General features: G+C 38.2%; 19 protein-coding genes and 1 pseudogene. 15 read left to right on the plus strand and 5 right to left on the minus strand.

The window, feature by feature from the left end; translation table 11 throughout:
* Window positions 1–198: 198 nt before the first annotated feature.
* Window positions 199–1,173, minus strand: a complete 975-nt coding sequence (locus OKX00_RS03605; RefSeq protein WP_265409456.1) for a hypothetical protein — start codon at window positions 1,171–1,173, stop codon at window positions 199–201.
* A gap of 139 nt (window positions 1,174–1,312) precedes the next feature.
* Here OKX00_RS03605 and OKX00_RS03610 point away from each other — a divergent pair, with 139 nt between their 5' ends.
* From OKX00_RS03610 to OKX00_RS03630, 5 genes are all read left to right on the plus strand, one after another.
* Window positions 1,313–1,555, plus strand: coding sequence for a hypothetical protein (locus tag OKX00_RS03610; RefSeq protein WP_265409457.1), 243 nt, complete (start codon window positions 1,313–1,315; stop codon window positions 1,553–1,555).
* Window positions 1,556–1,876: 321 nt separating this feature from the next.
* Window positions 1,877–2,155, plus strand: a complete 279-nt coding sequence (locus OKX00_RS03615) for a hypothetical protein (protein ID WP_265409458.1) — start codon at window positions 1,877–1,879, stop codon at window positions 2,153–2,155.
* Between the two features lie 237 nt (window positions 2,156–2,392).
* Entirely contained in the window at window positions 2,393–2,665 is a 273-nt protein-coding gene (locus OKX00_RS03620) for an immunoglobulin-like domain-containing protein (protein ID WP_265409459.1), read from the plus strand.
* Window positions 2,666–3,616: 951 nt separating this feature from the next.
* A complete protein-coding gene (locus OKX00_RS03625; protein WP_322114346.1) occupies window positions 3,617–4,918 on the plus strand; it encodes a glycosyltransferase in 1,302 nt (433 codons plus the stop codon).
* Between the two features lie 15 nt (window positions 4,919–4,933).
* A complete protein-coding gene (locus OKX00_RS03630) occupies window positions 4,934–6,256 on the plus strand; it encodes a nucleotide sugar dehydrogenase (RefSeq protein WP_416054328.1) in 1,323 nt (440 codons plus the stop codon).
* A 26-nt stretch (window positions 6,257–6,282) separates the two neighbouring features.
* Here OKX00_RS03630 and OKX00_RS03635 read toward each other — a convergent pair whose 3' ends face one another.
* Together OKX00_RS03635 and lepB are read right to left on the minus strand one after the other, a co-directional pair.
* Window positions 6,283–7,029 (minus strand): glycoside hydrolase family 16 protein, encoded by a 747-nt coding sequence (locus OKX00_RS03635; protein WP_265409461.1) that lies wholly within the window; start codon window positions 7,027–7,029, stop codon window positions 6,283–6,285.
* Between the two features lie 319 nt (window positions 7,030–7,348).
* The gene (gene lepB, locus OKX00_RS03640; RefSeq protein ID WP_265409462.1) at window positions 7,349–7,753 is read right to left on the minus strand and encodes a signal peptidase I; all 405 of its coding nucleotides are present in this window, start codon (window positions 7,751–7,753) and stop codon (window positions 7,349–7,351) included.
* 201 nt (window positions 7,754–7,954) lie between these two features.
* Between lepB and OKX00_RS03645 the strand changes: the two are divergent.
* Window positions 7,955–8,302: pseudogene (locus OKX00_RS03645) on the plus strand (IS21 family transposase); the annotation flags it as partial.
* A gap of 315 nt (window positions 8,303–8,617) precedes the next feature.
* On the opposite strand, the gene OKX00_RS03650 reads toward OKX00_RS03645, so the two are convergent.
* Together OKX00_RS03650 and OKX00_RS03655 are read right to left on the minus strand one after the other, a co-directional pair.
* Window positions 8,618–8,770 carry a DUF3006 domain-containing protein gene (locus OKX00_RS03650; RefSeq protein WP_265409463.1) on the minus strand — a complete coding sequence of 51 codons (153 nt, stop codon included), beginning with the start codon at window positions 8,768–8,770 and terminating at the stop codon, window positions 8,618–8,620.
* Window positions 8,771–8,992: 222 nt separating this feature from the next.
* Complete coding sequence (locus OKX00_RS03655) at window positions 8,993–9,184, minus strand: MBL fold metallo-hydrolase (RefSeq protein WP_265409464.1); 192 nt, start codon at window positions 9,182–9,184, stop codon at window positions 8,993–8,995.
* Between the two features lie 437 nt (window positions 9,185–9,621).
* On the opposite strand from OKX00_RS03655, the gene gvpO reads away from it, so the two are divergent.
* From gvpO to gvpA, 9 genes are read left to right on the plus strand one after another with little or no spacing between them, the layout of a single operon-like run.
* Window positions 9,622–9,879: a gas vesicle protein GvpO gene (gvpO, locus tag OKX00_RS03660; protein ID WP_062237593.1), complete on the plus strand. Its 258-nt coding sequence runs from the start codon at window positions 9,622–9,624 to the stop codon at window positions 9,877–9,879.
* Window positions 9,879–10,613, plus strand: coding sequence for a GvpL/GvpF family gas vesicle protein (locus tag OKX00_RS03665; protein WP_265409465.1), 735 nt, complete (start codon window positions 9,879–9,881; stop codon window positions 10,611–10,613). The genes gvpO and OKX00_RS03665 overlap by 1 nt, the downstream gene beginning before the upstream one ends.
* On the plus strand, window positions 10,610–10,885 hold the full coding sequence (locus OKX00_RS03670) for a gas vesicle protein GvpG (RefSeq protein ID WP_265409466.1): 276 nt from the start codon (window positions 10,610–10,612) through the stop codon (window positions 10,883–10,885). The genes OKX00_RS03665 and OKX00_RS03670 overlap by 4 nt, the downstream gene beginning before the upstream one ends.
* Before the next feature lie 57 nt (window positions 10,886–10,942).
* Window positions 10,943–11,752 carry a GvpL/GvpF family gas vesicle protein gene (locus OKX00_RS03675; RefSeq protein WP_265409467.1) on the plus strand — a complete coding sequence of 270 codons (810 nt, stop codon included), beginning with the start codon at window positions 10,943–10,945 and terminating at the stop codon, window positions 11,750–11,752.
* Between the two features lie 19 nt (window positions 11,753–11,771).
* Window positions 11,772–12,041, plus strand: a complete 270-nt coding sequence (locus OKX00_RS03680; RefSeq protein WP_265409468.1) for a gas vesicle protein — start codon at window positions 11,772–11,774, stop codon at window positions 12,039–12,041.
* Window positions 12,013–12,297 (plus strand): gas vesicle protein K, encoded by a 285-nt coding sequence (locus OKX00_RS03685; protein WP_265409469.1) that lies wholly within the window; start codon window positions 12,013–12,015, stop codon window positions 12,295–12,297. The genes OKX00_RS03680 and OKX00_RS03685 overlap by 29 nt, the downstream gene beginning before the upstream one ends.
* Window positions 12,298–12,332: 35 nt before the next feature.
* Window positions 12,333–12,623, plus strand: coding sequence for a gas vesicle protein (locus tag OKX00_RS03690; RefSeq protein ID WP_265409470.1), 291 nt, complete (start codon window positions 12,333–12,335; stop codon window positions 12,621–12,623).
* An 18-nt stretch (window positions 12,624–12,641) separates the two neighbouring features.
* Window positions 12,642–12,995, plus strand: a complete 354-nt coding sequence (gvpU, locus tag OKX00_RS03695; protein WP_265409471.1) for a gas vesicle accessory protein GvpU — start codon at window positions 12,642–12,644, stop codon at window positions 12,993–12,995.
* A 27-nt stretch (window positions 12,996–13,022) separates the two neighbouring features.
* Window positions 13,023–13,286, plus strand: a complete 264-nt coding sequence (gene gvpA / locus OKX00_RS03700) for a gas vesicle structural protein GvpA (RefSeq protein WP_265409472.1) — start codon at window positions 13,023–13,025, stop codon at window positions 13,284–13,286.
* Window positions 13,287–13,301: the final 15 nt, after the last annotated feature.

The raw sequence follows: 13,301 nt of genomic DNA on the forward strand, positions 1-13,301 counted from the left end.
CGAGAGAACCCAATAATAAATGCTTGCAGTTCTCCTTTTATTCATTTAGGCAGCGGAGTTTTATGAAAAACTATTGAACTTCATCGTATCCGCGAATTAACATGATTTTGCCTGATGAGGTGGGATATAAGCAGCCAAAGAAAGGCCAAATTAAAAGGTTCTTTTAATAATTTTCGTTAGAATTACAAAAAAGACCTTTTATTTTAAATCGACAGTGTTTCTTCCAAATATCATATTTCCCTCATATAAATTCCAATCATCAGCTTTTGAATTATATTTCACCTCAACACTAACACTATTGTTTTGTAAGGTTACAGTTCCTTGCCCTTGTCCACCCCATCCATCCTCAGCAAATTGGAAGGATGCTATACCATCATTATTGAACTCAAGATTAGTTTCAACATCTGCAATTCGACTTGATGGAGGGCTTTGAGCAGTAATGAGTTGCAGTTCAGCTATATTGTTAGATGTAAAGTGAAGCGTAACAGAGGAGCCGCCTTTTTCTACAATATTAGTTTCTCCCCAATTCCCTTCATAATTCCTCCAATTTGTTTGCGTTGTTTGTTTAGAGTTACTATCAGCTATCTTGTCCGTTTGCCTTGCAGGTCCGGGCGTTGTTTTTTCTTTTTCAAGAAGTTGTTTTTTTAATTCACTGGTTTCTTTATCTTTATTAAAAAACAAATCCCAAAGTTGTTCTAAATTACTTTTTACGTATTCAGCTTCAGGAAGTTTAATTTCTTTTTCAATTCTTTCTCTTTTAAGATAAAAATCAAGTCTATCATAATTTTCTATTTGTTCGTCCGGGTTAATAAATACAAGACTAACTGTTTTATGCCTCCCAGACCTTATATCCTCAGCATTAATTTCCGATCTTCCATCCGGTGTTAATTCATCACCTGAAGAGTTAAGTAAGGAAAACTCACTTCCATCTACCGAGATGTCACCACCAAAAAAATTATACTCTTGCCACCATTGAGAGGAATTTTCTATCTCTAATTCGATTACTCTTGCATTACTTGTTATATAATGCGATTTCACCTTAAATGAAAGATCTTTTCCAAAACCTAAAAACTCACCTGCTATACTGCCGAAAATATATCCCAAAATGCCAATACAAATAAGAAATAAAATTAAACCGAAAAAAAACATTATCCAATCCCACAATGCTCTCAACTCTATATCCCCCTTATCTACTAGTTATATTTTACCATAAGAGGATAAATAAAGAGCCTATTATAAGGCCCTTTATTTGTTAGAAAGAGAGGAATACAGATTTGATATTAATTAAGGGAGCGGAACAAGATATCCTCAAATGCTCGCTGTAAATAATGTTGAAAACCTAAAGGAAATTGATTTAAATAGATTCCCAGCTGCAAAAAAAGATTTAATGCAGCATTTACATCAAATGGCAGAGACGAGATTACTCAAATCGGAATGGCAAAAAACCTTAAAAAGTGAAAGAATAACGCAAAGAATTGAAATACCCACTGTAAAAGCAACACCTCAAAATCAAGAACAAACTTTCGCTATGGACTCTACATTAAAAGCTAGATAAATTAAGGGATTCTCAGTTAGACCTGGGAGTCTCTTGATTTTTTTCCTTGAGGAGAAAAAGGATTCTTCCCGTAGAGTTGTAACATCTTAGTTTTTACTTGCTTGTTTTCTCTTTTATTTTCACAGCCCAAATTAAGTCATTCTATTATTTAACCTAAGAGTAAACATGGCAGATAAAAACCTTGTAACCAATGGGGTATATCTTATAAATATAGTAATGTGTTAATGGGATGTAAGTGCGATTACTGCTAAATCACTTAAAGTAACTTTTAGCAAAGCTGTAACTGTAACAGAAGCAGACTTCTCTGTTAAAAAAGGCACTATGAAAGCCAACGTTGCGAAAGTAACTATTAGCGACGATAAGAAATCTGCAACTGTTGAGTTAACAAGCAAGTTCACTAAAGGTGATTACACAGTAACTGTTGCACAAGGAACAAATCCTGCGTTGACTGGCTCTGTAACTGTTGAAGATGAAAAAGTAACAAAAATTGAAATCTTGTTTACTTCCGCTCCGCTTTTTGACTCATCTAATAGTGATGCTGATTTGAATAAAGATATGCTCTTGCATATGACAAAACTGTTAAAGTTTATGGAGTATTAAACGATGGAAGCAAAGTTCGTTTAACAAATGGAACTGATTACACTGTTTCATCTACAAATGATGTATTAAATGCAGACGTTAATGGAGATGGCATCTTAGATGTAAATACAGCTTCTGCTGCGACTTCATATACTTACGCAACAGGTGAAACTCAAGTTAAATTACCATTATCAGTAACAATCAATGCTACTGGAGAAAAATTAAACCAAGAAGTCACGATTTCACGCTAAAGGCGCTTTGGCATTAACAGGTACTGTGGTAACACCAGCTGCAGCTACTTCAACAATTGCATTACCAGCAACTCAAAGTGGTGCTAACGTAACTTGGTTCTATTACATCTGGAACATATACTACTCCAGCTCGTACTGCAACTGTCATCCAGTAGTATTAACTGCAACTATTACTAAAGGTGCCGCTACAGACACTAAAACTTTCACTGTAACAGTTGATAATGATGTAGATACAGGTGCTGATGGAACATTTGATAACGCAACAACAGTTACTCCTTAATCAATAAAATTGATAATAAAAGTGAAAAATCCCGAAGAGTGTAATACTCTTTGGGTTTTTTTTTGTAAAACAACGATGTACTTAATCTGTTAAAGTTTCTTACTTTTCCCCAGTTAAAGCTAGTGCTGCAATCAAAATTGATGGTGTTAAAGTTGCTGTAACTGAAGCTGGTGTTTCTCAAGATATTTCTGGTCTATCACTTGATGCGTCTAAAGAACACACTGTGGAGTTATTTTTTTGTATTACCAATGTTTATTATAGTAAGAAAATTTCAACATTTACTCTTGGTATTCTTAATTCCAACCTGTAATCCAATATGACATAAACTTTCTTGAAAAAATCCAATCGATCCTCAAAGTAATGATAGGTAAAAAATCATAAAGTGTTCCCCTATTCAACTAATCCCCTAGATTTATCCATTATCGCTCGACGTAAATTCCCTTTAAGTATGGTGTTATATTTATTTTAAATTTTAAATAGATTTTATCTTTCCGATGAGAATCTTGTCTTTTATCTCTATAAAGAAAAAAGGTAATAAAGACCCACTCATTAAAACTAAATTTTAAACGATTTTCGTCTCGATAAGTCTTTTAATCAGTTCATTTATTCTGTAATTCATTCGAAAAATGGGTCTATTGTATCACTTTGAAAGCGATTAATCAGATAATGAAAAGACTATTTACCTATTTATTTTTTATATATAGTATTTTTTTAAAATAATTAAATTAAGGATTGATCATTTTGTAATTACAGTTAATTAAAACATAAAATGGATGTTTTGTAGTAGTAAGAACCTATAAAAATAGAATGTTTATAACAGATTTATTCAATATTATCCAAAACGGTGATTGCTTGGAATTTTTTCTTATGCTAGAATTCAATTTGTTATTTTACAATAATATCTATTTATCTACAGAAAAAGTAAATGATAATTAAAAGGGATGTGAAAAGGTGTCGAATGAAAATTTATTGAAAAAAGCCTGGGTATTTTTTCTTTTTGTTGTGACCTTGGCGGCATTATGCTGGATTAATTTTGAGGTTAAGGGAAAGATTAATCTTTTTATGGGCGTTTATGGATCCATTATGGTGACGTACCTTATCGTTAAGATGCTTCTATCCTTTAAATATAAGCCCTTTTTGGGAGACCCAGCCGATTTGAAGGTTTCGGTTTTCATTCCGTCTTACAATGAAAAGCCTAAAGCTGTTCTTGAGACGGTAAAAAGTATTTTGGATCAGGATTACCCCATTCATGAGATCTTTTTTGTGGATGATGGGAGTCCGGATCAGTCCGGGTATGAGGCAATTATTCAACTGAAAAAAGAGATGGAAACTGCATGGAGAGAAGTAGCAGCTTCCGGGAAATCAGGAGGGTCCGTACATCCATTCCAAAACTTGGTTGTGCATCGGCTACATAAGAATTCCGGCAAGCGGCATGCCCAGATTTGGGCGTTTGAACGAGCAACCGGAGATATCTTTGTGACAGTGGATTCCGACGGCTATCTATATCCCAATGCTGTCCGTGAATTGTTAATTCCTTTTAACGATTCCAAGGTGATGGCTGTGACGGGTCACATTAACGCCCGGAACCGGGATGAAAACTGGTTTACAAGATTGATTGATATGAGGTATGACAACGCATTTCGTGTTGAGCGGGCTGCCCAGAGCGTGACGGGCAACATTCTCGTTTGTTCCGGACCGATCAGCGCCTACCGGAGTGAGGTTGTCCTGGATAACCTGGAGATTTACGGATCACAAACATTTTTGGGGGAGATGGTTCAATTCGGGGACGACCGTTGTTTAACGAATTATGCCATCCTTAAAGGGAAAACGGTCTATCAATCAACCGCCAAATGTATTACTGATGTTCCGTCCTCGCTGCGTCAATTTTTGAAGCAACAGATCCGATGGAACAAGTCATTCTTCAGGGAAAGTTTGATCGCTTTTCGCATCGGTTTAAAAAAACCGGTCACGCTTATATGGGTGCTTTTGGAACTGTCTCTATGGATTTTGTTCGGTTTTGCAATCATTATAGCTCTTTGTTTCAAAATACACACATTAGGGTTTATTTTATTGGTTTACTATCTCGCGTATTTGTCGATCTCTGCTTATGCAAGGAATGTATTCTATATATTAAAACGTCCGCTCGTATTCTTAATGGCTCCGCTATATGGGCTCATTCATTTATGTTTGCTGTTTCCGTTGCGGATCTATGCTTTATTCACATTAAAATCAACTGGCTGGGGAACGAGATAATAGGGGGATGAAATGATGGGTTTAGCGTTATCATATACATGCGCTGAGATGCTTGAGGATAAAATAAGAAGTAGGCAGGCGAAAGTGGCTGTCATTGGATTGGGTTATGTAGGTCTTCCGACAGCTTACGAAAAAGCGAAAAAGGGTTACGAGGTCATTGGTCTAGATATCTCAGAGGAAAAAGTAAATCTTGTTAATACAGGGATTACCTATATTTCAGATATAGAACCTGTATCTTTTGCAGATGCCGTGACTTCTAAGAAATTATCGGCAAGCACTGATTTTTCAATGCTTGAACATGCCGATGTAGCGGTTATTTGTGTGCCGACTCCTGTCGATGAACATAAACAGCCTGATCTGTCGTATATAAAAAGTGCCGCGGACCAGATCGATCGCTATGGGCACGAGGGGATGCTTGTCATTTTGGAAAGCACGACCTATCCAGGGACAACCGACGAATACCTAAGAAGCCGTCTTGCCGAGAAAGGCTTTATCATGGGTGAAAACTTCTTTTTAGCGTATTCACCGGAACGCGTGGATCCTGGTAATAAGTCGTTTGGCATTTCCAACACACCAAAAATCGTGGGTGGAACAACGCCCGTTTGTACGAGTCTTGCCGCAGCTTTTATCGGTGAGAATGCTCATCCAGTTTCTTCACTTGAGGTTGCGGAGATGGCAAAAGTCTTTGAAAATACCTTCCGTTATATAAACATCGCTCTGGTCAATGAAACAGCGCAATTTTGCTCAAAATCTGGCATTGATATTTGGGAAGTTGTAGACGCAAGCGGTTCTAAGCCTTATGGGTTCATGCCCTTTTATCCAGGTCCGGGAGTAGGTGGACATTGTATTCCTGTTGATCCATATTATTTAACTTATAAAGCACAGGAAGTAATGCAATCGACAAAAATGATTGAACTCGCCGGTGAGATCAATGATGGAATGGTAACATATATTTATCAAAGGTTATCAGAAGCTTTAAATGAGGAATCTAAAGCGGTAAAGGGCAGTACGATTGCAGTTCTAGGAGCTGCGTATAAGCCTGATATAGGAGACTTGAGAGAATCACCAGTTCTGCCGCTACTTTCCAAACTGCAGGATAATGGGGCACGGTTGTCTATTATCGACCCGTACGTAGAATCTTTTGTTCTTGATGGGGAGATTATAACCTCCTATCCATACTCCGATGAAATGATTCAAGAAGCTGACCTCGTGCTGCTGGCAACCAATCATTCCATATTTGATTATGAGCGAATTGCAGGCGTGGCAAAGGTCATTTTTGATACACGCAATGCATTCAAGAATGTTTCTTCCATGAAAGCACGATATTATAAGTTGTAGTCGTAAAAATAGCATCCCGAGGGATGCTATTTTTTATAAGGAATAAACTCGAAATTTTTGATGACAATCTCGGTTTCTTTCTTATTTTGGGGAGCGTTTCCTCGGAATAGCCAGTAGTTGATACTCGCTCGTTCCTGGCTAGGATTTGGTACGTTTGCTCCTTTATAGGTCCATGAGGAGATAACGTATTTATTAGATGGCGGTGTTTTGTAATGGCCATGAATGGATGAGAACGTAATCAGTTTTGGTTCCCATGTAAAGCTGTGAGTGGTGTTGCCTCCCTTAAGGCTAAAAGGCTTCAAATACGAGTTTCCTTTTATGGCTGACGGTTGAATCGTGTATTGTGCACGGGCCGGCTGTGGATTTCCCCAATCAGAGAATTCAATGTCAATTTCTCTGTAGTTGTTTGCTTTAGCATCAATTGATTTGCTATCGTAGGTGTATAATCCGATCACTGCATTCGGATCAATCTGATCAATTCGGCCTTCTACATAGAATCGGTATGTTCCGTAGCCAAGCGCCTTCGTGTTAACGACTTGCGGACAATACCAAATGCCGTTTCGTTTCGTAATTATCAAATGCAGCTTCCCATTTTTGTCAACCCATGCGTTGTCCCGGGACCAGTAATTTGGCCCCGGACCGATCGTACGGTCTCCACTTTCTTTGATGATCCAGTCATAGCCACTGAATCTTAATATATCCTGTTTGGCAGAATGGACCGGTACAGTCATCGCCATCATCACCACTCCAAGAATAATAAGGATTCTTTTCATAATATTTCCCCCCTTTTGCCTTTTATATCGGCCATACCAATGATTTTTATACAGGGGAAAATAGGAATAAATATTCGAAAACTTAGAACGCTCTTGTCTTGTATGTTCTTTTTGTGTCAATATTGCGAGAAATGATTCAACATTTAATTTTCGTCTTCACATAAATTTTACGCAGTGCAAGAAACAATGTAGCCGGATTTAACGAGGGAGTTTAAATTATTATGATTAAAAAATCGAGTCAACTATTAAAAGAGACAAAAGAAAAAACACCCCCTGGTCGGGTGTTTTTCTTATTGGGAGAAAAGAAGTTCGTCTTAAATTAATGGTTTAATTTACCGAATGGAAGCAATGAAAACAAAGCCTCACCTTTCATTTGAGATCTATAAATAGGTCCCAGTGCGGGATCTCTGCACTCAAGGCTTTCTACTGGACTACGGTTGTCCCCAATGACAAAGTATTGGCCGGCTTTAAGTGTTACTTTCTTCATATCTTCTGTGAGCCCTTTTGTATAATTTTCTTTTAGAGGCTTATTATTAACATAAATAGTGTGATCTTTAATTTCGATTATATCATTTGGCATGCCTATTAATCGTTTAATAATCGTCATGCCATCGTTATTTTCTACAAGGATAATGTTTTCCCTTTCCGGAGTATAGAATAATTTGCTGATAAATATTAGATTATGATCTTTAATTGTAGGATTCATGGAGTTGCCTGAAATCAATTCAATTCCTATGACAAAACGTGTTAGGATCACAAAGAAAAGAAGAAGTAAGATAAACTTGATCTAACCCAAAAGTGAGGATTTTTCTTCCTTTTTTTGATAGGTGTAAGACTGTTAAAGCCGATGTTAAAATCCCCAATATAGCCGGAATAAAATTCCCCATCTAAAATAGAACCATAGGTTTGAGAGGAGCTATGGTTCATGATTAGTAAAGGGGACTTTTTTATGATTAAAGATATGTACAACAAAGGAATGAAATGAGCATATCAGACATCTCGAGGGAGCTGCAGATGGACCGGGAAACAATTAGAAAACACATCCACTCGACAACTGCTCCTTCGAAGCAGAAACGAAAGAAAAAAAAGCAAGCTCGACTCTTATAAAGAGTACTTACATAGGCGTATGATGGAAGATCATGTTTTTAATGGAGAGCGTTTGCTTGATGAAATTCGCCAACTTGGCTATCAAGGAGGAAAAACAATCCTGAAAGATTACCTGAAGCCCTTTCGTGACAATTCTAGAAAGAAATACACAATCAGGTATGAAACCAAAAACCTGAACATGTTCATTACGCTAAAAGGTTGGAAACTATCGGAGAACTGATTATTACTGCAAGCAATTTAATTAAAGAACCGCATACGGTTAATGGCTTTACAGAAGAATATCTGAAAAGAGGTCGGTGATGTAATCTATATTAAGAATGATAAGATCGTCGTTGATAAAGAGGAAATTGAAAAATTGAGAAAAGAAATCGAAGACCTAATGGATGAAGTTTGGGATGACTAAAACGGCAGCGTTGCTGCCGTTTTTTATATCTTTTCAAATAGCAATGTATTTGGTTGGATTACAGGATTATTTAATCAGTCATAACCGTATGTTTAGGCTTGTGGTACTCTCACTCTTGTAAGTTGCCTGTTTGGGGAGAGAGGTGCGGAGGATGTCTTCGGTTTTATTGCCGAACTCGATGATAGCATACTCGCCTTCAAAGCGGTCAATAATCCCCTTAACTTTCTTCATTACTTTTTCTCCGTTTTTACTGATAACGTGCTGCCGTTTGTTGTAAATACGATAGATCCCTTTTGATCGGTGCGTAAGATTTTCGCAGGCTTTAAACGGTTCAACACTTCTTGCGTAGGGCGGCCATAATGGTTTTTACCCCAGAAATAACCGCATATTGCGGTTTCACCTTTTTAACAAAAGCCGAGCTGGTTGACGTTTTCGCTCCATGATGTCCTACTTTTAAAACGTTAGCTTGCAGTTCTGCTTAGAGTTGATCATGTCGGTTTCTGATTTGAACTTCGTATCCCCTGTGAAAAGGAATGATTTCTTCCCATGTACCAAACGAACAACTGCACTCCAGTTGTTCAAGTCACTTTTGTTGTATGTTTTAACAGGAGCAACAAACGTGGCTGAAGCTCCTTTGAGGGGCACTTTAATACCTTCCATTCATCAGATTGCTGGATAATTTAAATCCTTTGATCAACTTTAATTTTTATTATTTTGCTCTTTCTCTTGGGGTGCCGGATCCTATCATCATTAGTAGCACATCCAGCTATAAGAAAAGCGGAAATCCACATAATATTTGTCACAGCAGGAAATAGTAGGAAGGATGAATTAAACCATGAATAAGAAATGGTTATCAATGCTGCCTAGTGTCATCTTTAATAAATTAAACTTATAGTCAATCAGCTGGAGCATATAATCTACACTCCACAAATATACAAAATGTTTTTCTCTATTTCTGCATGATTTAAGCTTCTCATAAGCACTATTAATCCAAGATCTATTTGATTGCAGCATATTATTAATAAAAAAGATAAAAATGGTAAATCTAACATTAATAGGATGTAAAGAAAGGGGTTTGATCTATGCAAAAAACACTGGAGATTATTGAACATTTTTTTACTGAACATCTTTCTCCGCCCCATAAAATTCCTTCAGTTGAACCCGAAGATGGAGGCTTTAGGGCTGTGGTTGAAATTATAGAGGAAAAAGAATATATGAGAAAATATGCAAGAGATGAAATAGTAGGAGTTTATGAGGTGAAATTGAACAGCGAGAATGAAGTTATTTCGTATTCGCGCATCTATTTAAAGAACAGGGGAGAGACAGGACATTGGGAGTAATGGCAGAAAAAAAGGGATTGTATGTATTTTGTATTGCTCAGTATAAGAGCAGTAAATCCGAGAGTATTTATTTTGCCTCAAGGGAACGAGAGTTGATTTTTGTTCCTTATCAGGACATGGTTCTTGCTGCAGTGGAAGTTCCTCTTAATCTTCGTCCATCAAAGGAAAACCTGCTTATACACCAGAAGATTATTGGCTCTTTTTTAGAAACAAGTGAAGCGGTCTTTCCGTTTAGCTTCGGGCACGTTGTCAGATCATATCAGGAAGCAGTCTCTATGCTTCAGCGGCTTTATCCTCAGCTAAAAAATATGTTTCCTTCAATCCGCGGGAAAATAGAAGTTGGGCTGAAAGTGATTGGAAAAAAGAAGTGGCTCTTAAAAAAGCTTGGGGAGGCCGAATCCGGTTTTCACAAACGATCAATAAGCCCTAAAGACCGTATTAAACAAGGTGAAAGGGCTGAACAGTTTTTTCTCACATTAAGGAAAGAGTTTGACGAGAATCTTCATAAAAAACTCTCCTCTGCTGCTGATCAATCCCGGCTGAACAGCATTTTAACCGAAACGATGCTGCTGAATGCTTCTTACTTAATCAAAAAAGAGGAGGAAGAAGCCTTCGATCTTCTAGTGGATAGTCTGTGTGAACCTTGGAGGGATCAAGCTGATTTTGTCTATACTGGTCCATGGCCTGCTTATAATTTTGTTGAAATCCGGCTTCAGGCTGAACAGAGCTCATGATTTCCATTCTTTTATTTCCTTTAAAGCTTTTACTGATGACAGCTGAAAAAGTAAAGGAGGAGGCAGACCGGGAACTTTACGATGTTGGAATAATACAAAAAAAGCTACTGATGCTGGAAGTTAGTTATGAAAACGGAGAACTGGCTAAGGAAGAGTTTGACCAGCAATACTTACAATGGTTGTGCAGGTACGAAGATGCCAGAGAAAAGGAACGAAATGCATGGACTGATTGGATTGAATGTACATCCAATTCAGAGAATGCGATTGAATAAAAGACAAGATCAGAATAAATGGACAACTGACAGAATTGGTGAAACGAGGGGTACAAGATGGGCGACTTGATTTATTTATATGGATTGATACCGACTAAAGAAGCGGCAGCACATCAATCGTTCCCATCTTTCACAGGCTTTGATGGTGAACGCAAGCTATACACCATTCCGATCAACAATGTCACCGCAGTTGTTTGCAAACTGGATTCTGATCATTATTCAGAAGAAGCCATTAAAGACAAGATCGATAGGGATATGGACTGGCTGCAGGAAAAAGCGTTCCATCATCATGAAACGGTTGCCGCCCTTTATAAGAGCTTCACAATCATTCCGCTTAAGTTTTGCACGATCTATAAGAATGAAGATAGCCTGAAGCAAACCATTCAATCCAATGAAACGAGGATTGAAGAGACACTTTCCACGCTTCAGGGAAATGAAGAATGGAATGTGAAAATCTATTCTGACGATCATGAACTGAAAAAGCAGGTAAGTGAAAACAATTCCGCAATTGAAGCGAAGAAACAGGAAATAAGCGAGCTGCCTCGCGGAAGACAATTTTTCGAAAAGAAAAAGATCGATAAGCTGATTGAGGATGAGCTTGAAAATGAGAAGAATCGAGTTTGTGAACAAGTGCATGAGAAGCTGAAGGAGCACTCGCTTCACGCAGCTATTAAGAAAAATTGGAGCAAAGATGTCACAGGTCTAAAAGAAAATATGGCCTGGAACAGCGTGTTTTTTCTTCCGATTCCGAAAGTGGAAAGCTTCTTGGAAGAAATGAAGCAGTTTAACCAGGAACTTGGCGGCACTGGCTGGAGATTCGAAGCTACAGGCCCATGGCCGGCGTACCATTTCTCCAGTTTTTCATAAAAAGTGAGGGATCTGACAGATGTCTCTTAGAGAATCAGTTAAAAATAAGGATATAGCACTTATTGATATTTTAGATGTCATCCTGGATAAGGGTGTGGCAATTAAAGGTGATTTGATTATTTCGATTGCAGGTGTAGATCTAGTGTATTTGGATCTAAGGGTTCTGATTGCTTCAGTTGAAACGCTTGTCCAATCAAAAGCAGGCAACCGAAAGCCCGTCACATCTGATCAATTCGATAGGCAGAGGGAGGAGTTAGTCGATGCAACAGGCAAGCGGAACAAATGGTAGGATTCAGCTTGATCCTGACAATGCCGAACACGGACTTGCGCAGCTAGTCCTGACCGTCGTTGAGCTTCTCAGGCAAATTGTCGAACGTCATGCGATGAGGCGGGTGGAGGGTGGAACGCTGACGGACGAGCAAATTGAAAATCTTGGTATAGCCTTGATGAACCTGGAAGAAAAAATGGAAGAATTGAAAGAAGGCTTTGGCCTTGACGCTGAAGATTTGAATATAGATCTCGGTCCATTTGGAAGTTTGCTTTAGGGTTAAATATTGTGCGTGTTAAGGAGGAGAACAGCATGCTGTCAGAACATTCTCTGCAGGCAGGTTCCATTGTAGATGTTTTTGAAAGAGTCTTGGACAAAGGTGTCGTAATTGCTGGAGACATACGTATCAACCTTGCAGATGTTGAGTTATTAACCATAAAAATCAGACTCATCGTTGCATCTATAGATAAGGCAAAAGAAGTTGGACTCGACTGGTGGGAAACAGATCCTTATTTTAGTTCAAGAGCTGCGCTGCTGGAGCGAAAACACGTGGATGGAATAGACAATCCGCTAGATGTTCTTGACTTAGAAAGGTTAATTTAAGGAAGGGAGTGACTGGATGTGCGTCACGAAAATCGTGAGGATCCCGTTCTCGAAACCCTCGTGATAACAGCAAATCACCATGATATAAAAGTAAATCTACATTTGACCGTCGATGGGGTGCTAGTCTCTGGGACAATTATTTCTGCAAAGGAATACTTAATGGAATGCGGGAAGCGATTTGAAAAAAATGAGGACGATGAAGCAAAATTACTGAGTCAGAAATTTTATGAGGCAAGTAAAGGGGCGGGAGACCACAAAGCTGCTGCCTATATTCATCTAAAAAATGTACAAATTAAAGGCAATCAGGTTCCTCCTTCTTCCTATTGGAGATGCAGAATAGAAGATGTGAGCGGATTTGTAATCGGCAACTGAAAATACTAATGAGAGAAGGGATAAGGAATGCATGTCAAAAAATGCAGTGATGGTTCCAGCCTTGTTGAAGTAGTGGACCGAATTTTGGATAAAGGCATTGTCATCGATATATACGCAAAGATATCGGTGCTTGGATTAGAACTCATTACAGTAGATGCGAGAATTGTTGTCTCAAGTATTGAAACGTGGCTAAGATATGCAGATGCAGTTGATCTTCTTAAAAATGGAGAAGAAGACCATACGGAGCGTGAACCAAAGGAACTATTGGATCGATTGTTATTTCCCATCTGATGAAGTTTCACTCTC

The organism is Fictibacillus sp. KU28468 (assembly GCF_026153615.1).
Taxonomy (GTDB): Bacteria; Bacillota; Bacilli; order Bacillales; family Fictibacillaceae; genus Fictibacillus_C; species Fictibacillus_C marinisediminis.

What these genes read in the sequence shown, in the direction of transcription:
- gvpO (WP_062237593.1), top strand. Translation starts at nt 9,622, where the DNA reads ATGCAAAAAACACTGGAGATTATTGAACATTTTTTTACTGAACATCTT.
- OKX00_RS03680 (WP_265409468.1), top strand. Translation starts at nt 11,772, where the DNA reads ATGTCTCTTAGAGAATCAGTTAAAAATAAGGATATAGCACTTATTGAT.
- OKX00_RS03670 (WP_265409466.1), top strand. Translation starts at nt 10,610, where the DNA reads ATGATTTCCATTCTTTTATTTCCTTTAAAGCTTTTACTGATGACAGCT.
- gvpA (WP_265409472.1), top strand. Translation starts at nt 13,023, where the DNA reads ATGCATGTCAAAAAATGCAGTGATGGTTCCAGCCTTGTTGAAGTAGTG.
- OKX00_RS03630 (WP_416054328.1), top strand. Translation starts at nt 4,934, where the DNA reads ATGGGTTTAGCGTTATCATATACATGCGCTGAGATGCTTGAGGATAAA.
- OKX00_RS03690 (WP_265409470.1), top strand. Translation starts at nt 12,333, where the DNA reads ATGCTGTCAGAACATTCTCTGCAGGCAGGTTCCATTGTAGATGTTTTT.
- OKX00_RS03675 (WP_265409467.1), top strand. Translation starts at nt 10,943, where the DNA reads ATGGGCGACTTGATTTATTTATATGGATTGATACCGACTAAAGAAGCG.
- OKX00_RS03665 (WP_265409465.1), top strand. Translation starts at nt 9,879, where the DNA reads ATGGCAGAAAAAAAGGGATTGTATGTATTTTGTATTGCTCAGTATAAG.
- OKX00_RS03610 (WP_265409457.1), top strand. Translation starts at nt 1,313, where the DNA reads ATGCTCGCTGTAAATAATGTTGAAAACCTAAAGGAAATTGATTTAAAT.
- OKX00_RS03635 (WP_265409461.1), bottom strand. Translation starts at nt 7,029, where the DNA reads ATGAAAAGAATCCTTATTATTCTTGGAGTGGTGATGATGGCGATGACT.
- OKX00_RS03615 (WP_265409458.1), top strand. Translation starts at nt 1,877, where the DNA reads ATGAAAGCCAACGTTGCGAAAGTAACTATTAGCGACGATAAGAAATCT.
- OKX00_RS03650 (WP_265409463.1), bottom strand. Translation starts at nt 8,770, where the DNA reads ATGAAGAAAGTTAAGGGGATTATTGACCGCTTTGAAGGCGAGTATGCT.
- OKX00_RS03685 (WP_265409469.1), top strand. Translation starts at nt 12,013, where the DNA reads ATGCAACAGGCAAGCGGAACAAATGGTAGGATTCAGCTTGATCCTGAC.